Annotated in this window: 37 protein-coding genes, 1 other RNA gene and 1 riboswitch; of the genes, 34 read left to right on the forward strand and 4 right to left on the reverse strand. The window is 34.2% G+C overall.

Annotated features, from left to right (window positions below; all coding sequences use genetic code 11):
* Window positions 1-88 precede the first annotated feature (88 nt).
* From ACZ2V4_RS05600 to ssrA, 4 genes are all read left to right on the forward strand, one after another.
* On the forward strand, window positions 89-829 hold the full coding sequence (locus ACZ2V4_RS05600; RefSeq protein ID WP_219494120.1) for an alpha/beta hydrolase: 741 nt from the start codon (window positions 89-91) through the stop codon (window positions 827-829).
* A gap of 12 nt (window positions 830-841) precedes the next feature.
* Entirely contained in the window at window positions 842-3,166 is a 2,325-nt protein-coding gene (rnr, locus tag ACZ2V4_RS05605) for a ribonuclease R (protein ID WP_490514599.1), read from the forward strand.
* A gap of 10 nt (window positions 3,167-3,176) precedes the next feature.
* Window positions 3,177-3,638 (forward strand): SsrA-binding protein SmpB, encoded by a 462-nt coding sequence (smpB, locus tag ACZ2V4_RS05610; RefSeq protein ID WP_219494125.1) that lies wholly within the window; start codon window positions 3,177-3,179, stop codon window positions 3,636-3,638.
* Window positions 3,639-4,133: 495 nt separating this feature from the next.
* Window positions 4,134-4,492: a transfer-messenger RNA gene (gene ssrA, locus ACZ2V4_RS05615) on the forward strand.
* A gap of 105 nt (window positions 4,493-4,597) precedes the next feature.
* Here ssrA and ACZ2V4_RS05620 read toward each other — a convergent pair.
* Both ACZ2V4_RS05620 and ACZ2V4_RS05625 read right to left on the reverse strand, forming a co-directional pair.
* Window positions 4,598-5,704 carry a tyrosine-type recombinase/integrase gene (locus ACZ2V4_RS05620; protein ID WP_490514600.1) on the reverse strand — a complete coding sequence of 369 codons (1,107 nt, stop codon included), beginning with the start codon at window positions 5,702-5,704 and terminating at the stop codon, window positions 4,598-4,600.
* A gap of 10 nt (window positions 5,705-5,714) precedes the next feature.
* Window positions 5,715-6,362: a helix-turn-helix domain-containing protein gene (locus ACZ2V4_RS05625; protein ID WP_490514601.1), complete on the reverse strand. Its 648-nt coding sequence runs from the start codon at window positions 6,360-6,362 to the stop codon at window positions 5,715-5,717.
* Window positions 6,363-6,529: 167 nt separating this feature from the next.
* On the opposite strand from ACZ2V4_RS05625, the gene ACZ2V4_RS05630 reads away from it, so the two are divergent.
* The 21 genes from ACZ2V4_RS05630 (at window position 6,530) to ACZ2V4_RS05730 (ending at window position 19,504) form a co-directional block, all read left to right on the forward strand.
* Entirely contained in the window at window positions 6,530-6,736 is a 207-nt protein-coding gene (locus tag ACZ2V4_RS05630) for a helix-turn-helix transcriptional regulator (protein ID WP_283711609.1), read from the forward strand.
* A 14-nt stretch (window positions 6,737-6,750) separates the two neighbouring features.
* Window positions 6,751-6,918, forward strand: a complete 168-nt coding sequence (locus tag ACZ2V4_RS05635) for a hypothetical protein (RefSeq protein WP_490514602.1) — start codon at window positions 6,751-6,753, stop codon at window positions 6,916-6,918.
* Window positions 6,915-7,211 (forward strand): hypothetical protein, encoded by a 297-nt coding sequence (locus ACZ2V4_RS05640; protein ID WP_490514603.1) that lies wholly within the window; start codon window positions 6,915-6,917, stop codon window positions 7,209-7,211. The genes ACZ2V4_RS05635 and ACZ2V4_RS05640 overlap by 4 nt, the downstream gene beginning before the upstream one ends.
* A 45-nt stretch (window positions 7,212-7,256) precedes the next feature.
* Window positions 7,257-8,123: a primase C-terminal domain-containing protein gene (locus tag ACZ2V4_RS05645; protein WP_490514604.1), complete on the forward strand. Its 867-nt coding sequence runs from the start codon at window positions 7,257-7,259 to the stop codon at window positions 8,121-8,123.
* Complete coding sequence (locus ACZ2V4_RS05650; protein WP_490514605.1) at window positions 8,116-9,837, forward strand: DUF927 domain-containing protein; 1,722 nt, start codon at window positions 8,116-8,118, stop codon at window positions 9,835-9,837. The genes ACZ2V4_RS05645 and ACZ2V4_RS05650 overlap by 8 nt, the downstream gene beginning before the upstream one ends.
* A gap of 580 nt (window positions 9,838-10,417) precedes the next feature.
* Window positions 10,418-10,855, forward strand: coding sequence for a hypothetical protein (locus tag ACZ2V4_RS05655; protein WP_283711604.1), 438 nt, complete (start codon window positions 10,418-10,420; stop codon window positions 10,853-10,855).
* A gap of 13 nt (window positions 10,856-10,868) precedes the next feature.
* On the forward strand, window positions 10,869-11,432 hold the full coding sequence (locus tag ACZ2V4_RS05660; protein WP_490514606.1) for a hypothetical protein: 564 nt from the start codon (window positions 10,869-10,871) through the stop codon (window positions 11,430-11,432).
* Between the two features lie 3 nt (window positions 11,433-11,435).
* The gene (locus tag ACZ2V4_RS05665) at window positions 11,436-12,080 is read left to right on the forward strand and encodes a hypothetical protein (RefSeq protein WP_490514607.1); all 645 of its coding nucleotides are present in this window, start codon (window positions 11,436-11,438) and stop codon (window positions 12,078-12,080) included.
* Window position 12,081: 1 nt separating this feature from the next.
* Entirely contained in the window at window positions 12,082-12,519 is a 438-nt protein-coding gene (locus ACZ2V4_RS05670) for a hypothetical protein (RefSeq protein WP_490514608.1), read from the forward strand.
* Window positions 12,520-13,651: 1,132 nt separating this feature from the next.
* On the forward strand, window positions 13,652-14,188 hold the full coding sequence (locus ACZ2V4_RS05675) for a pathogenicity island protein (RefSeq protein WP_103214643.1): 537 nt from the start codon (window positions 13,652-13,654) through the stop codon (window positions 14,186-14,188).
* A 24-nt stretch (window positions 14,189-14,212) separates the two neighbouring features.
* Window positions 14,213-14,542 carry a hypothetical protein gene (locus tag ACZ2V4_RS05680; RefSeq protein WP_101140377.1) on the forward strand — a complete coding sequence of 110 codons (330 nt, stop codon included), beginning with the start codon at window positions 14,213-14,215 and terminating at the stop codon, window positions 14,540-14,542.
* Window positions 14,543-14,564: 22 nt separating this feature from the next.
* On the forward strand, window positions 14,565-14,882 hold the full coding sequence (locus ACZ2V4_RS05685; RefSeq protein WP_283727819.1) for a hypothetical protein: 318 nt from the start codon (window positions 14,565-14,567) through the stop codon (window positions 14,880-14,882).
* Window positions 14,869-15,246, forward strand: a complete 378-nt coding sequence (locus tag ACZ2V4_RS05690; RefSeq protein ID WP_490514609.1) for a LuxR C-terminal-related transcriptional regulator — start codon at window positions 14,869-14,871, stop codon at window positions 15,244-15,246. Before ACZ2V4_RS05685 ends, ACZ2V4_RS05690 begins: the two co-directional genes overlap by 14 nt.
* Window positions 15,247-15,408: 162 nt before the next feature.
* The gene (locus tag ACZ2V4_RS05695; RefSeq protein WP_283711596.1) at window positions 15,409-15,825 is read left to right on the forward strand and encodes a hypothetical protein; all 417 of its coding nucleotides are present in this window, start codon (window positions 15,409-15,411) and stop codon (window positions 15,823-15,825) included.
* Complete coding sequence (locus tag ACZ2V4_RS05700) at window positions 15,825-16,205, forward strand: hypothetical protein (RefSeq protein ID WP_283711595.1); 381 nt, start codon at window positions 15,825-15,827, stop codon at window positions 16,203-16,205. The genes ACZ2V4_RS05695 and ACZ2V4_RS05700 overlap by 1 nt, the downstream gene beginning before the upstream one ends.
* Window positions 16,198-16,974, forward strand: coding sequence for a hypothetical protein (locus ACZ2V4_RS05705; RefSeq protein WP_490514610.1), 777 nt, complete (start codon window positions 16,198-16,200; stop codon window positions 16,972-16,974). Before ACZ2V4_RS05700 ends, ACZ2V4_RS05705 begins: the two co-directional genes overlap by 8 nt.
* A 559-nt stretch (window positions 16,975-17,533) precedes the next feature.
* A complete protein-coding gene (locus tag ACZ2V4_RS05710; RefSeq protein ID WP_490514611.1) occupies window positions 17,534-17,761 on the forward strand; it encodes a hypothetical protein in 228 nt (75 codons plus the stop codon).
* Window positions 17,762-17,852: 91 nt separating this feature from the next.
* On the forward strand, window positions 17,853-18,125 hold the full coding sequence (locus tag ACZ2V4_RS05715; RefSeq protein ID WP_490514612.1) for a hypothetical protein: 273 nt from the start codon (window positions 17,853-17,855) through the stop codon (window positions 18,123-18,125).
* 297 nt (window positions 18,126-18,422) lie between these two features.
* Window positions 18,423-18,632 (forward strand): hypothetical protein, encoded by a 210-nt coding sequence (locus ACZ2V4_RS05720; RefSeq protein ID WP_490514613.1) that lies wholly within the window; start codon window positions 18,423-18,425, stop codon window positions 18,630-18,632.
* A 201-nt stretch (window positions 18,633-18,833) separates the two neighbouring features.
* Complete coding sequence (locus ACZ2V4_RS05725) at window positions 18,834-19,118, forward strand: hypothetical protein (protein WP_490514614.1); 285 nt, start codon at window positions 18,834-18,836, stop codon at window positions 19,116-19,118.
* A gap of 224 nt (window positions 19,119-19,342) precedes the next feature.
* Window positions 19,343-19,504, forward strand: coding sequence for a hypothetical protein (locus tag ACZ2V4_RS05730; RefSeq protein WP_158552752.1), 162 nt, complete (start codon window positions 19,343-19,345; stop codon window positions 19,502-19,504).
* Between the two features lie 87 nt (window positions 19,505-19,591).
* On the opposite strand, the gene ACZ2V4_RS05735 is transcribed toward ACZ2V4_RS05730, so the two are convergent.
* Window positions 19,592-19,846, reverse strand: coding sequence for a hypothetical protein (locus ACZ2V4_RS05735; RefSeq protein WP_099482562.1), 255 nt, complete (start codon window positions 19,844-19,846; stop codon window positions 19,592-19,594).
* A gap of 177 nt (window positions 19,847-20,023) precedes the next feature.
* On the opposite strand from ACZ2V4_RS05735, the gene aroD reads away from it, so the two are divergent.
* Together aroD and ACZ2V4_RS05745 are read left to right on the forward strand one after the other, a co-directional pair.
* Window positions 20,024-20,746: a type I 3-dehydroquinate dehydratase gene (aroD, locus tag ACZ2V4_RS05740; RefSeq protein ID WP_420494264.1), complete on the forward strand. Its 723-nt coding sequence runs from the start codon at window positions 20,024-20,026 to the stop codon at window positions 20,744-20,746.
* Between the two features lie 68 nt (window positions 20,747-20,814).
* Window positions 20,815-21,348 carry a nitroreductase family protein gene (locus ACZ2V4_RS05745; protein ID WP_420496414.1) on the forward strand — a complete coding sequence of 178 codons (534 nt, stop codon included), beginning with the start codon at window positions 20,815-20,817 and terminating at the stop codon, window positions 21,346-21,348.
* A 43-nt stretch (window positions 21,349-21,391) separates the two neighbouring features.
* On the opposite strand, the gene ACZ2V4_RS05750 is transcribed toward ACZ2V4_RS05745, so the two are convergent.
* A complete protein-coding gene (locus ACZ2V4_RS05750; RefSeq protein WP_012656442.1) occupies window positions 21,392-21,715 on the reverse strand; it encodes a thioredoxin family protein in 324 nt (107 codons plus the stop codon).
* Between the two features lie 127 nt (window positions 21,716-21,842).
* Here ACZ2V4_RS05750 and ACZ2V4_RS05755 point away from each other — a divergent pair, with 127 nt between their 5' ends.
* The 7 genes from ACZ2V4_RS05755 (at window position 21,843) to ACZ2V4_RS05785 (ending at window position 26,195) form a co-directional block, all read left to right on the forward strand.
* Entirely contained in the window at window positions 21,843-22,196 is a 354-nt protein-coding gene (locus tag ACZ2V4_RS05755) for a Spx/MgsR family RNA polymerase-binding regulatory protein (protein WP_219494133.1), read from the forward strand.
* Between the two features lie 73 nt (window positions 22,197-22,269).
* Window positions 22,270-22,638 (forward strand): glycine cleavage system protein GcvH, encoded by a 369-nt coding sequence (gene gcvH / locus ACZ2V4_RS05760; RefSeq protein ID WP_219494135.1) that lies wholly within the window; start codon window positions 22,270-22,272, stop codon window positions 22,636-22,638.
* A 67-nt stretch (window positions 22,639-22,705) separates the two neighbouring features.
* Window positions 22,706-23,095, forward strand: coding sequence for a toprim domain-containing protein (locus tag ACZ2V4_RS05765; RefSeq protein WP_219494136.1), 390 nt, complete (start codon window positions 22,706-22,708; stop codon window positions 23,093-23,095).
* A complete protein-coding gene (locus tag ACZ2V4_RS05770) occupies window positions 23,067-23,378 on the forward strand; it encodes a thioredoxin family protein (RefSeq protein ID WP_490514615.1) in 312 nt (103 codons plus the stop codon). Before ACZ2V4_RS05765 ends, ACZ2V4_RS05770 begins: the two co-directional genes overlap by 29 nt.
* A 49-nt stretch (window positions 23,379-23,427) precedes the next feature.
* Window positions 23,428-23,530, forward strand: a riboswitch (SAM riboswitch).
* Window positions 23,531-23,602: 72 nt separating this feature from the next.
* Window positions 23,603-24,631 carry a methionine ABC transporter ATP-binding protein gene (locus tag ACZ2V4_RS05775; protein WP_419956631.1) on the forward strand — a complete coding sequence of 343 codons (1,029 nt, stop codon included), beginning with the start codon at window positions 23,603-23,605 and terminating at the stop codon, window positions 24,629-24,631.
* Window positions 24,621-25,316: a methionine ABC transporter permease gene (locus ACZ2V4_RS05780; RefSeq protein WP_120786594.1), complete on the forward strand. Its 696-nt coding sequence runs from the start codon at window positions 24,621-24,623 to the stop codon at window positions 25,314-25,316. Before ACZ2V4_RS05775 ends, ACZ2V4_RS05780 begins: the two co-directional genes overlap by 11 nt.
* 54 nt (window positions 25,317-25,370) lie before the next feature.
* On the forward strand, window positions 25,371-26,195 hold the full coding sequence (locus tag ACZ2V4_RS05785; RefSeq protein ID WP_490514616.1) for a MetQ/NlpA family ABC transporter substrate-binding protein: 825 nt from the start codon (window positions 25,371-25,373) through the stop codon (window positions 26,193-26,195).
* The last annotated feature ends 97 nt before the right edge of the window (window positions 26,196-26,292 follow it).

A 26,292-nucleotide genomic window follows, 5' to 3' on the forward strand; every position in this document is an offset into this window, starting at 1 on the left:
CGGACAATCGCGTTCGGGCTTTTTTATTTTAAATCTGTTCCTAAAAAACTTACAATAGTAGATGAGGTTATTAAAAGGAGAATGTATTATGAAAATAAGATTACCAGAACCGTTCTTTTTTGAAGAGGGAAAAAGAGCAGTTCTATTATTACATGGGTTTACAGGGAATTCATCAGATGTGAGACAACTTGGAAGATTCCTGCAGAAAAAAGGTTATACAAGTTATGCACCGCACTATGAAGGTCACGGGGTACCCCCGGAAGAACTGCTTGCATCTAGTCCCCACGTATGGTGGAGCCAAGTCCTAGAAGCTTATGATTTCTTAGTTGAAAAAGGGTATAATGAAATTGCAGTAGCAGGACTATCGCTTGGTGGTGTCTTCGCTTTGAAGCTGGCGCAATATCGTGATGTGTTAAGTGTAGCTACAATGTGCAGTCCGATGTATATTAAGACAACTGGCAATATGTATGAAGGTGTCCTGGCATATGCGCGTGAATTTAAGAAGCGTGAAGGTAAACCTGAAACTCAGATTAATCAGGAAATGGAAAATTTCCATCCGACAGATATGCTTGTAGATTTACAAATGACGATTCAAGATGTCCGAGATACAGTAGATAATGTATACGCACCACTGTTTGTAGCTCAAGGTAGACTAGATACGATGATTAATCCAGATTCAGCGAACATCATCTATAATGAAGCAGAAAGCGATGACAAAGAAATGCATTGGTATGAACAAAGTGGTCACGTTATAACAATAGATAAAGAAAAAGAACAGTTATTTGAAGATTATCATCAGTTTTTAGAACAATTAGACTGGTCAAATTAAAGGAGGAATTATATGCATCTGTATGAACATGAAGTAATTGCATATTTAAAATCATTAAAGGGTAGTGCAGTTACGATAGAAGCAATAGAAGCGCATCTAAATCTTGAGAGTGCAGATGCATTTAAAGATTTAGTTAAAACGCTTGTACATTTAGAACAAACAGGAAAATTGAGTCGCACGAAAAACGATAAGTACTACATTGCATTTGATGGTAGTAAAGCACTCGTAAAAGGAACGCTGAGTCAGCATAAGAAAGGTTTTGCATTCGTAAGAGCAGAGGACGAAACAGTAGATGATGTATTTATTCCACCGAATAAGATTAATCGTGCTATGGATGGAGATACGGTACTCGTGAGCGTATCAAAGGCGCGAGATGGTCGTAATGAAGGTGAAGTAAAGGCAATTGAAAAGCGTGCAATTACTCAAGTTGTCGGTACTTATACTGAAGCGAAACATTTCGGTTTTGTATTACCCGACGACTCAAGAATTACACAAGATATCTTTATTCCAAAAGGTAAAAATTTAGGGGCAGTTGAAGGTCATAAAGTACTCGTAGAACTTACGCAGTATGCTGATGGTACGAATAATCCTGAAGGTATGGTAAAAGCCATTCTTGGTCATAAAAATGATCCAGGCGTTGATATATTATCGATAATTTATCAACATGGGATTAATATTGAATTCAATCCAGCGACGATTGAAGAAGCTAATAATGTACCAGATGAAATCAATCCCTCAGAAATCACAGGAAGAACGGATTTACGTGACGTTCTGACGATTACAATTGATGGAGCTGACGCAAAGGACTTAGATGATGCAATCAGCGTTGATAAGCTGGATAATGGGAACTACCGTTTAATCGTCTCTATTGCTGATGTCAGCCACTATGTAACAGAAGGATCTAGTCTTGATGCAGATGCATATGAACGTGGCACAAGTGTGTATCTAGTGGACCGCGTAATTCCGATGATACCACATCGACTCAGCAATGGTATTTGTTCACTTAATCCACACGCAGACCGTTTAACATTAAGCTGTGAGATGGAAATCACACCAAATGGACATACTGTAAATCATAAGATCTATGAAAGTGTGATACATTCGGACGAACGTATGACTTATGATGACGTGAATGCAATATTAGAGGATAAGGATGCAGCTTTAATCAATAAATATGCACATATTCATGAACTACTATTACACGCCAAAGATTTAGCAGCGATTCTTAAACGTATGCGCGAAGCACGTGGAGAGATTGATTTCGATTTAAAAGAAGCAAAGATATTAGTAGATGAAGACGGCGTTCCTAGAGAAGTAGTGATAAGAGATAGAGGGCTCGGTGAGCGCTTGATTGAATCCTTTATGCTTGCAGCAAATGAAACAGTTGCAGAACACTTTGCAAAGATGAAAGTACCGTTCATCTATCGCGTACATGAAGAACCGAAAGCGGATCGCCTGAAACGTTTCTTTGAGTTTATTACAAACTTCGGTATATTAGTTAAGGGTGGCACAGAGAATATTCATCCGAAAACGTTGCAGAATATCGGTAACGAAATTCATGGTAAACCTGAAGAACTCGTTATCTCGACACTTATGCTGCGCTCGATGCAACAGGCGAAGTATTCAGAAGAAAACTTAGGTCACTTTGGATTATCAGCTGAATATTATACGCACTTCACATCCCCGATACGACGTTATCCAGATTTAATCGTGCACAGACTGATTCGTAAATATTTGTTCGAGAAATCTATGGACGATAAAGCACAGGATTTCTGGGCAGAAGCATTGATCGAGATTAGTGAGCATACTTCTAAACGAGAACGCCGTGCCATCGATGCCGAACGTGATACAGATGATCTGAAGAAGGCGGAATACATGGTGCAGCATATCGGTGAAGAATTTGACGGGATTATCAGCAGTGTTGCAAACTTCGGTATGTTCGTTGAACTTGAGAATACAATCGAAGGTATGGTTCATAATTCAAACATGACAGACGATTACTATAACTTTGATGAACGTCATATGGCGATGATTGGTGAACGTCACGGTAAAGTATACAGAATCGGTCAGAAAGTGCGCGTAAAAGTTGTGAATGTCAACGTTGATGAACGCATGATTGACTTTGCGATTGTTGGTATGGATATGAAGAAGATTGAAGATAAGATTCGCGAAGTGAAAATTAAAGCGAAAAGGAACACAAAATCATCTGATGAAAAACCGCAAAAAAAAGGACGCGGTAAAGCGCGTGGCACAGAAATGAGTAAGAAGCATAAAAATAAGAAACCGTTCTATAAAGCGAAAGCGGTGAAAAATTCAGGACGTAGAAAGAAGAAGTAGAGGTGACGTTATGCCTAAAGGAACCGGAAAAGTATTAGCACAAAATAGAAAAGCGAGTCACGATTATACGATTGAAGAAACGATAGAAGCGGGAATCGAACTTAAAGGAACAGAAATTAAGTCCATTCGACGTGGAAGCGCAAACTTACGTGATTCCTATGCACGCGTGTATAATGGTGAAATGTATGTCTACAATATGCACGTTGCACCTTATGAAGAGGGTAATCGATTTAACCATGATCCACTTAGAACACGCAAGTTACTATTGAAAAGAAAACAGATCGATAAACTGTTTGGACAGACTCGTGAACAAGGCTACACGCTTGTACCACTGAAGCTATATATTAAAAACGGCTACTGCAAGATGCTGATCGGTGTAGCGAAAGGTAAGAAAGACTACGACAAGCGTCATGCCCTAAAAGCAAAAGAAGCGAAACGTGAAATGGACCGTGCAATGAAAGAAAGATATTAGAATAAGTACGACCTGCTTATGTGGCAGGTCGTATTTTGATGTGTGAGATTAAGATGAAGTAGCGATTGCTGCTGAAGATGGCTCATAAATAAAAAACATGAGCCAAGATGAATACCAAGAACAGGGTATAGTGCTGAGGATGGCCCATGAATTAAAAACATGGGCCAAGATGAATGCCGAGAGCAGGGTATGGTGCTGAGGGTGGCTCATAAATAAAAAACATGGGCCAAGATGAATGCCAAGAACAGGGTATAGTGCTGAGGATGGCTCATGAATAAAAAACATGGGCCAAGATGAATGCTGAGATGAGAGTATACTGCTGAGGATGGCTCATAAATAAAAAACATGGGCCAAGATGAATGCCAAGAGCAGGGTATACTGCTGAAGATGGCCCATAAATAAAAAACATGGGCCATCTGCAATGCAATCATTTTTCTTGATACTCACTTATAATTTTGTTATATTAGAAAATGCTAGTTAGAAAATACTAACCACGGGGGCGTTACGGATTCGACAGGGGTCACTTGGGCTGGTATAGCGTGTCGGAGGGTTGTCTTCGTCATCAACACAACAGTTTATAATAACTGGCAAAACAAACAATTTCGCAGTAGCTGCCTAATCGCACTCTGCACCTCTCTCAAGCATCGCCTATGTGCCTGATGTAGAGGTTCAACTTAAGTAGGATACGCTGTACACCTCCGCTTGCGGTCTGTACAGAAGAGATTAATCGAGCTAGCTATTAACCAGGATGTCCGTTTTCAGGTTAATAGCGAAACTTAATAACAGGACTACACACGTAGAAGTATCAGCTGCAGGATCCTTGGACGCGGGTTCGACTCCCGCCGTCTCCATACATAAACCTTTTAGCCTTATGGTTAAAGGGTTTTTATTTTTGTTCCCCCAATATCCCCCCAATTTCCCCCCAGCACATAAAAAAGCACTCACGCTTAATGTGAGTGCTACAGCAGGTTTATTATATCTTTTTGAGTAGACGGGTACAGATGCCCGTATCGTTCGGTTACTTCGTTTATGCCATTATGCCCTAATCTTTGTGCAACGATCATTGGACTAGCACCATGATTAATTAATAATGATGCATGGCTATGCCTAAACTCATGTATTACTATTCTGTCAAAAGTCTCATCATCATCTTTTAAAGCATCATCTATCGCATCATAAGTAGAATATAGCCATCTATCTATAGTGCTATCGCTTATGGACTTAAAGAAGCTACCAAACACTACATAATTATCTTTATATATCTGATTGGCTTTATACCATGCCTGGTACTCTTTTAAATCATCCATTATGTGAGTCGGTAGGTAAACATCTCTTATTGATGCTTTAGTCTTTGGAGACGTTACAACACCATTATAATCAGTCTTATCTATTCTGATATATTCATCATCCCAATTAATATCTTCCCACGTAAGAGCCCTTATTTCGCCTTTACGAGCCCCCGTATAAAATAGCATCTTGAAGAACATTTTTTCTCTAGCATTAGATACATAACTAATAAATGTGTTGAATTGTTCTAAAGTCCAATAATTAAAACGCTTGTTTGATTCTATTTCAAAGTTACCAACGATAGATGCAACGTTCTTCTCTAGTCCATGATATTTAATTGCATGGTTTAATATCTGTACCAGGAATACATGCATCTTCTTTAGGTACTCGCCACTTAATTCTTCTTTTAACTTCTTTGTCTGAAACTTCATTATCATTTTAGTATCCATATTGAACACATCAACGCTATTAAAGTATGGCAGCAAGTGATTGTTTAGGTGTGTTCTCAAAGTCTTTGTGCTGGATGCCTTACGTCTTGCAGAGTACCATTCTAGGTATTCTTGTGCTAACTCATTAAATGGCAGTCTATTTATTTTGCCGATTCCCTCTAATTCATCAATGTACTTGTTACACTCTTTTACAGCATCCTTACGCATCTTAAAGCCACTTCTCATAACCTCTTTACGTTTACCCGTCTCATCATAGTACTTAATACGGAAGTAATAGGTATTACGTTTATCATCCTTATAGATATTGTGAGATAGTCTTAGATCATGCATAGGCTAGTCCTCAATAACCTAATTCTGTTGGATCATTTAATTTATCTATTAGAACATTTAATTCATTTATATGTTCTTTTATTTTCTCTTCTTCATATAATTCTTGTTCTAAATGATATTCTGATTCTCTTTTTTGAATTTCTACTTTTCTTATCAGATAATCATTAATCATTTTGTTAATGTACTTTTTGTCATCGTCATTAAGTTTTATTTTTCTATAATATTTATCATTAAGGACATCATCAAAATGAAATTTCAAATCATTTATTGGAAATTCTTCAACGCTGGTATAAGTTATGCCATTATAACTTGTATATTTAAAAATATTAGGAGAATCTTCTACCATAAATGCACCGTATAATGTATTTTCTTTTTGATTATCATTTTTAGTTTCTATCTTAATTTTTCCGTTAGAAATTTTATTAATATCATCTGCATATTTATTAAATTCAATATAATTATCGGATAGGAATTTCAAAACATCAATTACATAGTTGATTGACTTAATATTTCTTTTACCATTTTCAATACCACTAACATGTCCTTGTGAATAACCTGTATGTTCTGCTACTTTACTTGTAGTTTCTTTTTTTAATAATCTTATTTTTTTGAGTAATTTTCCCACTTCTATCATTTCATTTTCATTTAGTTTTTCCATAAAAGTTAATCCCTCCATTTAAGAATAATTGTATCAAAAACAATCAAATTTGAATAGCATGATTTAAATTTAATTCAAAGTATTGCAAATTTAAAACAGGTATGTAATAATCAAATCATGAATAATATGAATTATATATTATTCAATTAAATCAAAGGAGGAGTAAAATGAAGCATTGGAAATTATATGTGTGCCGAAAGGAAGCAGGTAAAAGCCAGGGAGATATTGCAAAAGTATTAGGTATATCTACAGGTCGCATGCAACTTAAGGAATGCAAGAAAGCCGAGTTTACATTATCGGAATGCCAAAAGTTAGCTGATTACTTCAATACTACACTAGATGAGTTGTTTCCTAGTGAAGAGATGACAGTATAGGGAGGTAAAAGAAGATGAACGCACTTATTAAAACAGTCGCATATACATTTATTGCTTTATGTGTAGCCGATACATTTTCAAAAAATCATGTTGAGATGCAAACGATTATATTTTTTGGTTTATTGCTTGCAGTGGTCTATGAGTTATCAAAAGTAAACAAATTGGAGGAGAAAATAAAATGACAAACTTAAACGATGTATTAGTAGATGTGAAAAGTCTCAAATTAAAGGTAGATGCACTTAATAATTTAGTATTTAGCAATTTAGAAGATGCAGAAGATAGATTAGAACAACAATGGATTAAGGAAAACTTTACGTTAAGAACGATGACTGAAGAACAAACGCAGGACTTATTTATCCTTTCAACAGTGATCAGTGATGTGTGGAAATCAGTAGAGAGGTTACAAGATGAAATAAAAAAAGCCGATAACGTTAAACCCGACCAAGAGCCAACGTTACCAGCAGCAGACGAGTAATAATGAAATTACTCAACTGTATATTATATATGAAAGTGAGAGTCAATGCTATTGAGTCATAACTCTAATATAAAAATTATACCACATATTAAAGTAAATCACTACAAAAATCTTTATTCTAACTCATTTTTAACAAGCAAAGCACTTACATTTAAAGAGTTAGTTAAATACTTATCTGATGTCAAAGTATCGGATGATAAATATAGCAACGGAGCTTATATATTAGGCGATATGAAAGATACACATAGGAATGATGAGAACGTGCTTAATCGTCATGCACTTGCACTAGATATTGATGATCTACCGACAGATACAAGCATAGTAGAGGATATTGAGAATATGTTTTCATTCTCTTATATCTTGTACAGTACATTCAGTCATAGGGTAGATAAGCCACGTTTTAGATTAATCATTCCATTAAGTAAACCGATAGAAAAAAAGTATTACAAGCCAGCTATCAAATTCTTTGAAAAGCAACTCGGTGTGAAAGTCGATGAAAAATCATTTACATGGTCTCAATGTATGGCACGAGCAGTTAAACAGTCAGATAATGCAGATTTTATATTTAAGTATCAAGACACCTATTATATCGACACAGACACCCTTATAAGTGGCTTAAAGCCATACATGGATAAAGATATACCTACTGATATGAATAATGCTTATAAGCGAGATGATAGCCATTGGCAGACGATTGCTTATGGTGGATTATCAGAGGGAGATGGAAGAAACAACGCATTAGCATCCATCACAGGACACCTTATGCGAAAGAATGTAGATATAAATCTTGTTATTGGTTTGCTTACTACATGGAATGACAGCAACAATCCACCTTTACAACTAAAGGAATTTGAAAGAACTGTTAGATCGATAATCACTAAAGAACTACAACGCAGACAGGGAGGTGCTTGATATCGCAGAAACTGAACAACTCAAAAAAATAGCATCGGAACTGATGCAAGTACAAAAGGAAACAAACACGCAAGAGATTATTCCTAACAAATTTAACATAAATAGTAATGGTGCTTTATCTGTAATAAAGAGTTTTACGAAAGATAAAGATACAGGCGAACAAATACCGAACTATGAATATGTAGCAAAGAACTTTCCGAGAATTGAAGGGAAGTATAGAGATATTGAAACCGATGCACTTTTCTATGTGATCTCATTCAATGACGGTGGCAAGCGAATAAATAAGCGAGTTAAAGCCACGACACTCACAAGAAAAGCAGAATTACTAGAATTATCTACTTATGGTTTAGATGTTTCGGATAACAACTATAAAAGTATCATGTTATTTCTTTCATTGATGCAAGCGACTAATGAATATATAGAAACACAAGCATCAACACGTATCGGACACATAAAGAATAACTTTATCATTCCTAATTCAAAAGACAATGATACAAAGCTATTTATCGAGGATGCATCATATCAGAAAATGGCAGATGCTTTTAAAAGCAAAGGAACATTGGAAAGTTATCAAAAGAATGTATTTAATCTCATCAGAGATGAGCCTACAGCAGTTGTTACGCTTTACGGTGCTTTAGGTAGTGTGTTACTTAAAGAACTTGATATAGAGCCATTTATACTTGATTTAAGTGGTAAGACATCAACAGGTAAGACAACAATATTAAAGCTTGTTGCGAGTTGCTGGGGAACTAGTGAACTTGTAAACAGTTGGAATTCGACACAAGTCGCAATAGAACGTAAAGCATCATTTTATAATTCATTCCCTTTGTTGCTAGATGATACACGAGCAGGCAACCCACATGTCATTAAGAATGTGATTTATAGCCATTCAGTTGGACACGATAAAGGCAGAGGGAACACTACCAGCATCAACAAAGAGAATAGTTGGCAATCAATATTAATCAGTACAGGGGAAAATGCCATAAGTGAGTATAGTGGTGGCAGAGGTGGTGCAGGTGCTAGAGCAATCACGCTAGAGGATGAGCCATTTAAAGAGCCACGATTTAATGAACTCTATATAGCCATATCTAAAAATTATGGCACTTTAGGAATTGCATTTTATAAGCAGTTTACAGACAACAAGCAATTATATATAGATCACTACCAGGATATATGTAAAAAGTATCATAGTAAATCTAATAATAATGAAGTGCTTGAAAGACTATCACGAGCCTTTGCATTACTAGAACTCACAGGCTCTATATTGAACGATATTAAAGGTTTTGAACATAACTATAGCGAGTATGTAGAACAAGCCTACAAGTCGATGCTAGAGCAAAATAAGGCTATTGATAAGCCTAAAGAGTTACTTATATCAGTACTAGAATACATGGATAGTCATAGAGATAACATCCTATATGCTGGCGAGAAGTTTGGCAGAGGGGAGATAATCGGAATTTATAAGGATAACTTCCTTGCAGTAATGCCACAAACACTCAAAACATTGTTGGAAATCGAATTACAGAAAACGTTAAAAGAGTGGCAGTCAAGAGGTTACTTAGTAACAGATAGTAATAGAACTGTAAAGCAGGTTAAACAGAGTGGCAGAAGATACACAGCTTATGCAATAAGGAACTCAACTATCAATGAATTAGGTTTTGATTTTAAAGAAATAAAAAATGATTATCAAGATAGTACAACAAGTACAACATAGATACAACGTTATATTTTAAATTGTTGTACCGATAATCATTGATATATCAACGGTTAAACAAGATAGTACAACAAGTACAACGTTATTTTAAATATATATATAAGAATTTTCGATAAAAAGAAAAATACAAATATATTAAGTGTATCTTCAAAAAATGGTGTACCCGTTGTACTATTTCTTGAAAACGTTGGGAGAGTAAGGCTTAACGGTACAACATTGAGGTTGTACCTTACATTACTAATGTTGTACTGTTGTACCTTTATTAAACTGTCACACATTAATAGATAGGGGGAATCGTTGATGAAAGTAGCAGAGAAACCTAGTACGACAAAAGAGCCGAAAGAATTGGCTTAATAACAGGTATCAGTGACGAGATATATTTTTGTTCGATTAGTCGTATATCGACAGTGTACCTGGAACGATTAAACAAGTATGAGTGGATGGCATGGAGAGAAACTTATTTACCTAACAGCGATAAACTTAAAAGTCACAGGTTAATTGCACGTGGAGGTATAAGGTATGTTTTATCGGAAGCTAAAAAATATATCAAATATGTAACTCGATAAGGGAGGACAAGACAATGACAGTACCAATTAAACCATTCAGACTTTTAAAGCATCATGCAACAAGAGAAGATTATGGATCATGTGAAAGGAACAATATCCCGACTTGTCACATCACAAGTACACATGGCAAGTATGCAACTTTAGAGATAGACTTTATCACTTGTGATTATAGATTATCTTCATACGGTCAATGTAAGATGCAGGGCATGTTGAACATGGAACTTGTTTTTGCATGGTTACGAGGTTATAACATCACGATGAATAAATCGAATATCGGCAGCAGCGTGATTGTGGTCAAATCGGACATGCTAACAATCAATACAATAATCACTCAACTCAATGTGTTATCAAGTGATGCACGATTATTCAGACATAAACATGAAACAGACGATATACAAGCCTATGTAAGAACAACGTACCACCCGAAAGGGAACACTAAAATTTTAGTTTAAAGGAGAAATCAAAATGAACACACATGAAATATTCAGCGACATTCACAATAGATTTACAAGCACAAAGGAAATAGAAACGAAGCATCAGGAACTATTAGAACGATATAAGGCTTTGCCATCTGAAATTGATTATTACAGAAAGCGTGGCGATGTTTTAAAGGCATCAGAATTAAATAAGGAACAAGCTAAAGTAGAGAAAGAGTTTCTAGCACTGGATAAGCAAACAGGAACACAACCAGTAGTAACGCAAGCAGAATTAAAGCAATTTAACGAAGCGTACACAAGCGAGATTGAAGATATTAAAGCAGAGTATCAGAAACACGCAGAGAGCCTTACAAAGCAGTTAGAAGCCATTACAGAGGTATATAAACACATGGCAGAGTTACGATATGAAGCAAAAGAACGTGTAGCTAAAAAGCGTTTTCTTGAAGCACATAAAGACATTAATGATACAACGGACTACAACCCAAACATGCCACTACTCGACATACAAATAGTTAATGGTACAAACCCACATGACTATGCACAGCAGCTTAAAAACAATCTATTAAACCAATTACAAAAGGCAGGTAAATAAAACATGAAAACAATCAAACGTAAATTTAAAGAGAACGCATATTCAGAGGTAACGATTCAATTATTCAATGAGGTACTATATCGCAAGTTAGAAGATAGAAAGAAAACTCAACTCGAACGTGAAGCATGTATTAGAGAATTAAAAGAACTTGATGTTAAAGAAGATTATTATAAACGCACTGGAGACTATGAAAAAGTTATTCAGCTATCTAAAGATAAGCAGGACAAGTTAAAGAGAATTGAAGAAATTGATAATCTACTTAATCATGATGATCTAAAAGTATCAGATGATGAACACAAGCAATTCAATGCTGCATACGATGATGAAGTGAATACAATCACATCAGATTACAAGCAACAAAAGAAAGTGGTAGACGAAGCAATCAGCAATCTCACAGAAGCATATAAACAACTTGCAGTGCTAAAGGTGGAAGCAGGAAGAAGATTATCACGTAAAGAATATGTAGAAAGTAATATCAATGGCGACAGCGTTACTACTATTTTTAGAGGTGTGTTGCCACCTAGTGCAGTATATCAAAAGGACGATACAACAGAGGAAGCAATCGCTAGGAAAGTATATCAACAATTAGACAATGCCAACGGACAAGCATTTAAAGAAGTTAAAACAAATAGAGGGGAATTAAAATAATATGATTACATTTAAACATGCAGTAGAAACTAAATTAAGTGAAGAAAAGAATTTTATCGCTTTTCAATTAATGACACGAAATCTTGATATTGAAGTATCAGAAACTAAAGACTTCAACACAGCAAGCCAGGTAGAGAAAGAATGTGAGTTATCGGGTAAGATGCTAGAAAAGTTACCAAAGGTAAGCAGCTTTAAATTGATGCTAGATAATGATGTGAATAAAGCGATTGATGTTAAGCCGGCAGTATTTGAAAAGATTAAAGATAACAATGGTTATTATATGGTACTTGATATTAAAGCAGAGGGCATTGAGCGATTAGGTGTAAGCAACTTACTTAAAGCGAAGCAAGTGCAAGTGTACGTTTCAGCAGTGACACAAGAGCAGGAGATCATCACAGGTTTATCTGATATTGTCGCATTATCATTCAGCAGTAAATAAAAATCGTGGAACAGGTGTTCTATATTGATGGCTTGATTAGAACATATGTTTGACAGTATAACGATATAAGAGGTATAATTAGTGTAGATACAGAGATATAGATCTATACGAAACAGACAAGCGTTCGTTTAAATTAGTACATGCTTTTCCTCCCTTATTAACGTAGGTATAAAAAAATTAAGCCATCAGCACATTGTGTTGGTGGTTTTTTTAATAAACAAATACAAGAGTAGAACAACTTCAATCATTGCTGGAACTTATCAATTGAATATAACAATGTTAGTGTACTGCATTCATGAATGAAGCATACAGAGATAACATGGTTTACTTACTTGATACAGATGTGAGAGCAACTTATAGATGATTGATAAGCGATAAGTATTCATTAGATCATTAGATTGATATAAGAAGATGAGTAACAAGTGATGATGTGATTGGACTTGAATATCTCGATTTACATTCACACATTCCAAAAACTCTTTTTTGTAAATATGATTGAAGATGATTCTATAATGTATGAACAATGTTAAGTATGAACAATGTAGAAGTTGAATGATGAACAAGTGTTGCAACGATAACAAACATTAAATGATTTTAAATAAAAAATAATTAAACAAATAATCAAATAAATAATTGAATGAATGAAGATAATAAATAAAATTCATTCACATTAAGATACAAATGATAAACAACTATATAAAGGTGTATAAGATAGTCAAATAAGCAATATACAAGCATTACAGGAAACGTTGTAGAGAGATATGAACAAGAATATCAAAGGAATAAAACGAGTTGTAGAAAGCCTTAAAACGTTAAATAAAGCGACAGAGTAGCAGGATAGGAAAGCAGCAGGAATAAAAGAAGACGGGAAAATATTTTTTAGAGTAAGGGGTCGAATGAACACCTAAGGGGAGAGAAAAAATGAACAACGAATCGGAGTTACATTTTTGAGATTGTTTAAAATAAAAGTGAAATATGTGGGGATAAACTCTATCGTATCAAGCCTTTAAGCAATTAGGGGGAGGGCATCAATAAACCCCTACCCACTTTTTTAAGGACAACAACGTATCGCTCTCTTTTACGACCAAATTCCCAAAACGAAATATTTCAAACTTGAAAACGAGGTGCATTAATGAAGATTATCAAGTGTAAAACAGTGTTTTCATATATAAAACATGACAAGCTAACTGAATTTGAACTACTTACAAGATACAATCCGATATATATCAAGAAAAAAATTGGTTTCATGAGTTATCAGATTAGCGAGATGTACCACCTCAATATGAGCCATGCAACAACAAGCGATGTACATGGCTATATTACTATAGGATGCCCACTTGAGAATCTAGTGATATGGATAATCTCACAGAAAGAAAGCCTACAGCGATATATAGAGAAGTCTAAAGGCGATATAGCGATGCTGGAACACTGTACAAAGCGTTATACACATAAAGAGCAGCAACAGATTAAACGTTACCTAGTGACGAATGGCAGCTATAGGAACGATGAACTTATTGAACGACTATGTAAAGAACTCTATGTAATGGCTATGTATCAGAGAAACCAACGCAATAAGAATAGAAGAAAAGAAAATGCGACGATCGTTGCAAACCACGTTGAAATGGTAAGACAAAAATTAAGCACTGATAAAGAACTTTTAGCAGTGTAGAGACGATAAGGGAGAGAATGCAGCATGATGTATAAAGTAAGTTGTGATGAAAGAGATTATAAGGTACTTGAAAGGTATATGAGACAGTATCATGACTATGTAAAGCAGTATAAGGATAAGCCAACCGATATGTCACAGATTAAATATGAACGTCTGAAAGCTATTGTAGAGGGAATAACGCAAACATATAACAATGCTTCATTATTTGAGCAGCAACTTATCAAGCTATCATGGTGGGAAAATGAAAGCGATGATGTTATTCAGAAAGTATTGAATAGGGGAAAGCTCACAATCGAAGCATTCAGGGAAAAAGTATTAAGAGAAGTTGCGAATAATACAGGATATGTTGTTTAGCCATAATGGAGGGATAAAGAAGATGTGGGAACCACTTACCGAACACGACTATAAAATGATAGAACTTAGAATAAAGCAGTATCATTCATTAGCAGAGTGGCTACATTATCATCCTGGAACAGAGGGAGATTATATAGATAATGTTAGGCACATAGTAAATTCGATTGCTAAAGTGTATAACTCTTTGGATGTACCTAGCCAACACTTATTTAAGCTGCTGTGGTGGGAATGTGAGCCAATAGATGTTATTGAAGATGTGCTGCATGTATCGAAAAGGACAATCAACAGACATAAGAAATTAATACTTGATAGGATAGGTGCAGAACTTGGTATCGTGTGAACGTGAAGCATTAAAGAACCATATAAGTGGTTACCATAAAGGACAGGTGCAACAACAACAACCGATGCAGCAGTTAGATGGTTATGATCTAGATATTGATGATACTGATTTTTATACAATAGATGATGTTTCAGAGCATAACATAGATGATGCAGCACAGCACTATGAACAAGCGTGTAATGTTGCTGGAATGAGTATGTTGAGGGATAAGGTGTATCAGTTAGGAACAGATAGAGAGATACACGTATTCAATATGATGTTACAGGGTAGAACGGTCAACGAGATGTGCAAAGTCTTTAATATGAGCCATACAACAGTGAACAAGTATATCAATGGCTTGCTGGATAAAGTAATAGAGGGATAGCCAAACGATATGAAATTTAAAAGATTTTAAATAGCGTAAAGGAATAATTAGTAGATATATAGCAAAATTTTGTTATTATATTATAAACAACTCTTGTTGACAAGTACTAAAAATAATTACATAATGTATTAAGCTATGAATTATAAGTTTGGGGTGAATAATATGAATAATAAAAATATTATTAATGTTTTTGAGATATTTAATAAAGATGGTGAAAGAATCGAACAAAGTACTCTACGCGATTTTTTAAACTCAACTGAATTGATATTATTAGATATTACAAAATCAGAATTAGATTTATCAACTGAGTATGAATGGATTGAGGACAATCTTCAAGAAGTACTACTTAAAGTAACTATGAATCTAAGTGATCCCTTGCTTCTTAATATATTAAAAACCAATAATCGTGAATTAGAAATTTTAAAAAAACGTGATATTAATAATAAAGATAAATATATTTCTTTTATCAATTTACTATGTAATTTAGAAATTAAGTTAGACTTTATCACGAAAATTAAAGAAGAAAAAGATATTAAAGAAATTATTGGTAATTATGATTATGTTGAGGTTGCTGCATAATGGTAGAAAAATATCATATAGAATTAATAAGTACAGAACTAGAATTGTTCAATTTTATAAAAAAGAAATCTAAAGATGATTATTTTGAAAATCCAGAACCGCAATATAAAATACTTCTAAATAAGGAAGTATCAAATGTTCGTTCTGGACTAATACTTGTAGAACTAGAAAATGACTATTATGAATTAAAAGTAGGGTACAAAGGGAACTTTAAAAGTTTATTAACGCAAGATATAAAAAATGATGAACTGAGTAAATTGATTATCCCATTATTATTACCATTCGTAAGAGTCTTAATTCATAATAATTTAAGAGAAGCTGGCTTTGAATTAATGCTACCTACTATAGATGTTAAAAGAAGTATTAGTTCAGATGATTAATATTGAAAAGAAAAATAACTTTAGATTAACTGAAACAACTAAAAAATCTATTCAAAACATTTCTAGTGTACTGAATTATTTTAAAAATAATGATGCAACTATCTATTCTATTTTAGTGACACTACTAGTAGAAATCAATGAATTATTTTCGAATTATTACTATAATGAATTGACAAAAACGGATTTAAAAGAATTTGTTAACTTAAAAGTCTCCCAAACAGAGATGTTATTTAACCAAAAGGGAACTAAAGATATTGAACAGTTGAAGTCACTTAAAAGAAGTATTGGTAACCTTACTCATGAAGTTATTAGTATATCTCATAAGCAAATAAATGATATTAGAGGGCATCTTACTGAAGGTGTTTGTCTGTCATATTATGCTGATAGTAAAAAAGAATACAAAGGAAATGAAATCGTTGATAGTACTTTTGTTTGGGATGCTGAATTTTATAATGATAAAACATATTATCAATATGAAAATGGCGGAGAAATTGCTAAGTCTGTGGATATTTATAATTTTAACAAAATTATAAATATGATAGAGTGCAAAACTAAACCAATAAAAGAAGTTTCAAAAAATGAACATCAATTGTATTTTTTAGAGATGATGCAAAGTGAGATTCAAAATTACATGATTGATATAGAAGTAGAAATAAATTTGTTTATTTTAGATGGCTACAATCACTTATCAAATGAATTGAAAGATACTTGCTCTCATTTAGGAATTAGAGTTATTACATCCAAAAATATAATTAATCAAAATATCTAACCACTTACTTAATGTAGGTGGTTTTTCTTATATCATTCTACAATACCTCAACAGTATGTTAAAATTATCCATAACGACTATATAAGGTGGTTAGACAATGAAATTGGATAAAGTAATCAATGCACTTATAATTATTTTTATCGGCGTTATATTGCTGCATATACCGAATAATATATTTGATTGGCATATTAAAGCACAAATAAGAACAGTACAAATAAGTATAGCAATAACTATCTTTATACTTTACTTCATTAATATGTACATAGAAAAGAGAGAGCAAAGCCATTAATAGTACATTTTACGAGTACTACACCAATCGTTGCTGCATATAAGGAGGGATAACGTGAATTTAGCACTGATATTAATATTCTTTCCCGTACTCATTACAACGTTATTCATGATCACTAAGGATAAGAAAAGCGACAAGCACAAGCAGTAGGTAGCCATGAAATATGGTTATCTATTTTTTATTTGTAACTGAAAAAATATGTATGCATTACGAATGTATTTGTATATAATATTTTTAAAATAAAGTGTATGCAGATAAAGGGGGATGCTTATGCTGACAATCAATAAAAAGATATACGAGATTTTAAAAGGAATTTCAAATAACGGTATACCGAAATGCGATAACAAAAACAGATTAATTCCATTATTAGATCATTTATTATTACATGGTTATATTTTAGAAGAAAAAGAGAATATGGAAGAAAGAACATACATTTTAACCGATAAAGGAAAAACAATGCTAAAAGGTCTTGAAAATAAAGAAACAAGTATCGATTAGGACGATTTTAAGAACAATAACTTTGTTTAGTAGGGTAAGTAGTGCATTAAATGTGTTTAAAATCTCCTATATAGAAACGAGGTTAATAAGATTGAATGTTAATATAGATTTATCTGAATTAGAAAAAGCAATACTAGAAGTAATTAAAAACTCTACCTCACAATATGAGTATATTGGCTTTGCTGATGTTAAACAATTCGTTAAAATAAGTGGAATATCTAAAAGCGATTTAGAAAAAAAGGTACTAACAGATTTGGAGTTTCAAAGAAAATTTGTTTTTAGATTTGAAGACAGTAAGAAAAGATATATAAAGATTAAAGGGGCATTAAATTACATAGAAAATAGCTTGTTGAAAAGTTATTAAAGGAGGATAGCACATGAAAGTTACATGCTATGACAAAGATGGAAACGTAATTGATCCAGCACAAGCGAAAGTACCTAAAGAACTCCGAGAGCAGATAAGAAGAATATTCAATGGGAGCGATATAAAAAAATAATTTTATTCACAATCACTAAAGAAAAGCAACAAGCACATGCAATAGATAGCCATGAAATATGGTTATCTATTTTTTGTAGTCTTTACAATTTCTTAATGTGTAACATTGAACTAATTTTATATAATGATATTGATAATTCATTATACATATTAGGGGGATGCTTAATGCTGCAACTGAAAGAAAAGCTGCATCTGATATTAAAGTGTATATCAACAGATAGCATGGCAAAGTTAAAAGATATGGATAGAGCATTACCACTGATTGAACATTTATTTTTTCATGGTTTCATTAAGGAGTTACAAGATGAATGCCAGGAAAAGAAGTATGAACTTACTGATAAAGGTATCAAAATGCTAAAAAACATAGAAAAATAGAATTTTAGGTGTCGGAGAAACGCCCTCAGATGCATCGAAAATTGATAAGTAAGGTAGTAGCCCACTAACTGTGCTTAAAATCGCTTATATCGAATGGCTAAAAATGATTTTTTATATATTATGTAAGCGTGATTCAGTTTATCATTGCTCTTATACTATATAGATGATATTCTTTATAAGAATAATATTGGGAGGAAAATTATGGAGTTATTAATTGCTATTATAGTTTTATTGTGTACTTTTTATATCTTAAAAAATTTATTATTCATTTATGCAGGTTTAATACCAAAACTTATCGGTAATCCATCAAGGACGGAAGATGGTAATCATTTTATTTATTTTATGTTAACTATCATTGTTAGTTGCATCTCTGTAATGATCATACTTATATTCTTTTATAAAATACTAGGTGGGTTTTATCCTTTAGGAGTTATATTAGCTGCTTTATTTTTTAAGTTTGGTACTAATAAAGGTGTGACAGAGTAACCATCATTCCCCCAAATTTTATCGAAACTTAAAATTTATACGTTTTACATCAATTCTGTAATACCTCGAAAACGTTTATATATTAATGTTTTAAGCTACTTTCACAAGTATTCAAATATGTAAAAATCAATTCCCGCCGTCTCCATACCTTAGCCTATAACACTTGGTGTTATAGGCTATTTATTTTGTGCTATATTGGTTATAGACGAACAAAGGAGGATGTTATGAATAATTTTATGAATGGTCTAGCGGTTATATTGTTTATTGCATTTTTACTGTCATTTGTTATACCGTCAATCGATGATTATAAGTATTATTTCTTAGGATTGGCAGTATTGTTATCGATATTAACATTATCACAAGAAGTGAAACGATCTGATAAATAGGTAGGTATAAGCAAGGTGGCGCGTGTATAAATTTACGAGCCACCTCGAGACATCACATCATCAACCGAATGCATAAATTAATAACCGTTAATCACGCGGGTTAACGGTTATTTCTTTCGTGTCATGACTAATTGCTATAGCAATCTGGTTACTGTTGTTCGGGTTGGTGAAAGCAACAGGTTCTCCATTATTAAATTCAATGATATCAAGAATACTATGACTTTTGTAAATAGGTTTCGTTACTGCGATATAAGATTTATTTTCTACTAATCGAATCGGAATTTTAGTATTATTCGTTAATGACCAGCCTGGTAAATATTTAAGATTGAATGTATTTTTCATAGTATCACCTTTAAGTTAAATTTGTGTTCCGCCATTTAAATTGAGATACAAATTTAAAATGAGGTTATTTTCATATAATAAAGAACAAAGATGTTGTAGAATGGAGAAAACAGCTCGTTTCAAACACATATATACATTTTACCACAGTTTCGGGCTTTCATTTGAGGAGGATTTAAATTGAGTGATAAAGGTTTAGCGATTCCAAAGATTATCGTTACATTATCAGATGTGCAAAATAAGGATAATATTCATGTAAAAGAGGCTGAGGAAAACAGTGCTTTCTTTGATATTATTGAGTACCGTGCAGATTTAAAGGTGATGACAATAGCGGATTATAAAGATGAACTTCTATATATTAGAAGCCGTTTTCCAAATAAGAAGATGTTGTTTACATATCGTATGTTCGATGATAGAGACCGAGCAACGATAGAAGCTGCAGATTATTATGAGATTATTAAGTTTATAATTTTAAATGACCTCTGTGATATTATTGATATTGATTTAATGATTTATGAACAATACATGACAGATTTATTACAGCTCGCGCGTCAGCATCAAATTGAAGTACTGATCAGTCATCATGAATTTCAGTACACACCTCGTATAAAAGATATGCTTGCGATGTACAAGAAGATGATTACACTAGATGCAGATTACTGTAAACTTGCAGTAATGCCTCATGATGGTAAAGATGTGCTGAATCTAATGGATGCAGTGTATGAAACGAAGCAAGCTTATGATACGAATGTTATTGGTATAGCGATGGGTGAAATCGGCAAGATAACACGACTTGCATGTGGTGTATTTGGTTCGTCAATGACGTTTGGCTATGTAGGTGAACCTGTAGCACCAGGACAGATTCATGTACGTGATCTGCATCATCGGCTTGCACTGTATTAAGTTTACAAATGAACATCCTTTTACTATAATTGATAATAGTTATCAATTAGTGTGAGAGGATGTTTTTTATGGAATTAAAACAGGCAATTAAAGAGAGAAGAAGTATTAAGCAATATGAAGATACGACAGTTGACGACAGCGTGGTTAAGGATTCTATCGAACTCGCGACATATACACCAAACCATGGTATGCGTGAACCGTGGCGTGTAGTATGGGTGAAGAAAGAACGCTTAGCTGATTTTGGACAATTGTTTGCTGATATCGCATTTAAAAACAATGAAGAGAAGTATCAGACGCATATTGAAACAGTTAGAAAGTTAGCTGGAGTACTCGTCATAGTTGGAAAACGCGATCGCCGTCAGAAAGAAAACTTTGAAGATTTACTTGCAGTTGGCGGGTTTATGCAGACACTATCACTCGCTCTATTTGAAAACGGTGTTGGTAGCTGCATAAAAACACAGCCCCCCTATCTAAATCCAAAAATGAACGATGCATTAAATGTTCAAGATGATGAAATAATCTATGGTGTAATTTATTTAACAGCACAAACTGAAGCACCATACAAAGAAAGAAAGCAAGAAAACTTGATTACGCTATTTTAAAATAAAAACTGCGCATCCAGTTAACCGGACGCGCAGTTTTTTGTTATTTTGTTAAATGTTCTGCTAGAAATGCTTTCACTGATTCAGGTGTTTTGGCGTTCGCTGAATGCAAGTGTGCTAGCTTTTCACTATTCTTAAAAATTAAGATGCTTGGAATGCCCATAACGTCGTTTTCATCTGCTGCTTCAGGCACTTGGTCACGATTAATCTTATACCAGTTATAGTTGTGATATTCGTCAACAATTGGATCAATCCAAAAGTCCATACGCGTACAGTCTGGGCACCAATCTGCGAAGAACTTGATAACAACAGGTTCCTCACTTGCAATAATTTCTTTAAACTCTTCGTATTGACTAATTGTTCTCACTTTTATTACTCCTTATATACTTTTCTTATATTATACTTCTTTTTAAGAAGTAAAGAAAAGAAAACGCTTAGTTGTCGTAATCTTACAAAGTTGTTATGATTGAGGTATCATATTCAGGAGGTTACATATGATTAAATTTTATCAGTTACCCAGCTGTACAACCTGTAGAAAAGCAGCAAAATACCTTGCGGATAATGGTGTGAGTTTCGAGCCGATTCACATTGTGGAACATACACCCACTGCAAAAGAGTTTGATACAATTATTAAGAATACTGGTGTTGATGTGGATTTATTATTCAACAGGCTAGGCACAAAGTATAAGGAGCTTGATTTAAAGGAAACATTGCCGGATAAATCGTATGAAGAGAAATTAGAGCTTCTTGCCTCAGATGGAATGCTTGTAAAACGTCCTTTAGCTGTAAATAAGGATAGAATCACTTTAGGATTCAAAGAAGCGGACTATAAACAAACTTGGTTATAAAAAAGATTGAAGAAACGCTTACATTATGTCATTATAAAAGTGTTAAGTATTTTATTTATATGGAGGGCTTATAATGTCGAACTTAAAATTTTCAAAAGATCATGAGTGGGTTAAATTAGAAGATAACGTAAAAGTAATCGGAATTACAGACTTTGCACAATCAGAACTAGGGGATATCGTATTCGTTGAACTTCCTGAAGTAGGCGATGAAATTACTACTGGTTCACCATTTGGTAGCGTTGAGTCGGTTAAAACTGTTTCTGAATTATATGCTCCAATCTCAGGCAAAGTTGTTGAAGTTAACTCTGAATTAGAAGATTCTCCTGAATTAGTAAACGAATCTGCTATGGACCAAGCATGGATGATCAAAGTTGAAGCAGATGACAGCGAACTTGATGAATTAATGGATCAAGCGCAATATGATGAAATGATTAATGCATAAATGATATACTTTCCTTGATAATAAATTTATCAAGGATTTTTTAATATGACGAAAAAGGTGATGGAAAATGTCTGTAATTCAGAAGGTCATCGTGGTAGAGGGTAAGCGAGACAAGAAAAGATTACAAGAAGTATTAACGGAACCTGTACATATTATTTGCACAAATGGCACAATGGGCATCGAGAAGTTAGATGCCATGATTGAAGACCTGTATCATCATAAAGTGTACATCATGACCGACAGTGATAAAGCAGGGCGCAAGATCAGAGCGTGGTTTAAGCGTCATTTAAGCGAAGGACATCATATTTATATCGATTCAAAGTATGGTGAGGTGAGTAATTGTCCACTTGATTACTTAGCGAAAGTTGTCAGTCGTCATGACTTTGAAATTAAAGAACAGTTTGAATGGAAAGGTAAGTCGCAACCTTATGAGTATCAGAACGCATTTGCAATCTAAAGATCTAGAAAGAATACAAGACAATTATATTATTTTTGGCTACACCCCTTTTTGTGGCACATGTAAACTCGCAGAAAAGATGCTGGATATCGTTAACATGTCACTGAAGATGGATATATTAAAGCTTGATTTGAATTATTATGAATCCCTCAGTACACAGTATAAGATTTCAAGTGTACCTGTATTGCTCATCGTCAAAGACAATGAAGTCGTTGACACGATATTTCGATTTGAGTCTGTTACTTCAATATACGAAATTTTATCGAAATCTATTGACGAATAATTCAATCTGCTTTATTATAAAAATCATTAACAAAACAATTTAATAGTTGCTCTTATCAAGAGAGGTGGAGGGATGTGCCCTTTGAAGCCCGGCAACCGTCTGAAAAGAAATGGTGCCAATTCACATAAAGTGTAAACTTTAGAAGATGAGAGAGTCGAATATATCACTATGTCGTCTTTCTTATGTATTTAAGGAAGACGACTTTTTATTTTAGGAGGATGCACGTGATTAAGTTAAATAATGTTGTAAAGACTTTTACAACGAAAAAAGGTGACATCACTGCTGTAGATCGTGTTTCACTGGATATTACGCAAGGTGAAATCTATGGAATCATCGGCTTTAGTGGTGCGGGTAAAAGTACGTTAATCCGTATGTTTAACGGTTTAGAAAAACCGACGTCTGGTGAAGTGGTGGTTGATAATGATATTATCAATCAACTTGATCAGAAAACATTGAATATGAAACGCCAGAAGATCTCGATGATCTTCCAGCACTTTAACTTGTTATGGTCGCGTACAGTGTATGACAATATTGCGCTGCCACTGGAAATTGCAGGTGTTAAGAAATCAGATATCGATGGTAAGGTGAAGTCATTAATCAATCTTGTTGGACTCAATGGTCGAGAAAATGCATATCCTTCCGAACTGTCTGGGGGTCAAAAACAGCGTGTAGGTATCGCGCGTGCACTGAGTAACGATCCGAAAGTACTGTTATGTGACGAAGCAACAAGTGCACTTGACCCTCAGACGACAGACGAAATTCTTGAACTGCTCGTTGATATCAACAAGAAGCTGAACTTAACAATCGTGCTGATTACACACGAGATGGAAGTTATCCGTAAAATCTGCCATCGTGTCGCAGTGATGGAACACGGTAAGGTCGTTGAAGAAGGTTCAGTATTAAGTGTATTCAACAATCCACAGACGAACATTACGAAGCGCTTCGTAAAAGATGATATCTCTGACGAAGAACTGGAAGCTTCTATCAAGGAGATTAAAGCAGAGTATCCTGTAGGGGCACTGCTTCGACTTAAGTTCATCGGTTCTGCTACAGGACAGCCGATTGTCAGTCAGGTGATACAGAAGTATGGTCTGGATATGAATATTCTGGCAGGTAACGTAAAGCATACACAAGCAGGCTCATTTGGACATTTAATCGTCCATTTAACGTCGGTGAATGGTGATCTTACGAAAATTGCGGATGAACTTAAGCGTCACGGTGTAGAAGTGGAGGTAGAACAAGATGCAAACTAGTTTTTTAGATACGCTTAAAGAGATGCTGAGCTTCAAAAATGTAATTTGGGCAGATGTATGGACAGCAACGGTAGAAACGTTGCAAATGACATTGATTGCAACCTTCTTTACATTTTTCTTCGGGTTGATTATCGGGATTATCTTATTCCTCACATCACGCAGTAACAATAAAGGAGTGCGCATCTTTTATTCCATCACTGCATTTTTAGTGAATTTATTCAGAGCGATACCATTTATCATTTTAATCTTGCTCCTGTTCCCGTTTACTAACTTAATTATGCAGACAATTAGTGGTGTAAAAGGCGCATTGCCGGCACTCATCATCGGAGCTTCACCATTTTATGCGCGACTCGTTGAAATTGCGATGAAAGAAATTGATAAGGGTGTTATTGAAGCGGTGCAGTCAATGGGTGCAAATACCTTTACATTAGTTCGTAAAGTATTGATTCCTGAAAGTTTACCGGCACTTGTGTCTGGTATTACAGTAACAGCAATCGCTTTAGTAGGGTCTACTGCCATTGCCGGGGTTATCGGTGCAGGTGGATTAGGGAACCTAGCTTATTTAGTAGGGTTCACTAGAGCACAGAATGATGTCATCTTAGTTTCGACAGTGTTAATATTACTGCTTGTATTTGCGATACAATTTATCGGTGATATAATCACAAAACGTATTGATAAACGATAATCAGTTCCAATGGAATTTGACTATAAATTAAATAACGGAAAGAGAGTGAATTAAATGAAAAAGTTTATATCATTATTATTCGTAGCTACATTAGTACTTGTACTTGCAGCTTGTGGAGACAACGAAAAGAAAGCTTCTAAAGAAGACGATAAGACGATTACTGTCGGCGCTTCACCAGCACCGCATGCGGAATTACTTGAACAAGTTAAACCAGTATTAGAAAAAGAAGGCTATACTTTAAAGATTAAGACAATCAATGACTACACAACTCCGAACCGTTTCTTAGATGCAGGTGAGCTTGATGCAAACTTCTTCCAGCATACACCATACTTAGACACTGAGAAGAAAGCAAAAGGATATAAAATTGAATCAGCAGGTAACATCCATATCGAACCGATGGCTATCTACTCAAAGAAATATAAATCATTAAAAGAGCTTCCAGAAAACGCTGAAGTATTTGTATCAAATAACCCAGCTGAAGAAGGGCGTTTCTTATCATTCTTTACTGAAGCTGGATTAATCACATTGAACGATGGCGTAGATCCAGTAAAAGCTACGTTTAAAGATATTAAAGAAAATAAGAAGAACATTAAATTCAACAACAAGCAAAGTGCTGAATTCTTACCGAAATCATATAACAATGGTGAAGGTGATGCAGTGATCATTAACTCTAACTTTGCACTTGAAAATAAACTGAATCCATTAAAAGATTCAATTGCGATTGAAAAGAGTGATTCACCTTACGCAAACTTGATCGCGGTACAAGAAAGACACAAAGGTGATGCTAAAATTAAAGCTTTAGTGAAAGCATTACAATCTAAAGAAACACAAGATTTTATCAATAAAAAATATAATGGTGCTGTAATCCCGGCGAAATAATATTAGAAAAGATGAATGTTCCTATAGGAATATTCATCTTTTTTTATTATTTAATCTCATTTAATTCATATTCGTTCTCAATTACGTTATAATTAAA

Source organism: Macrococcus sp. CoH-51_TC_04 (genome assembly GCF_058188655.1).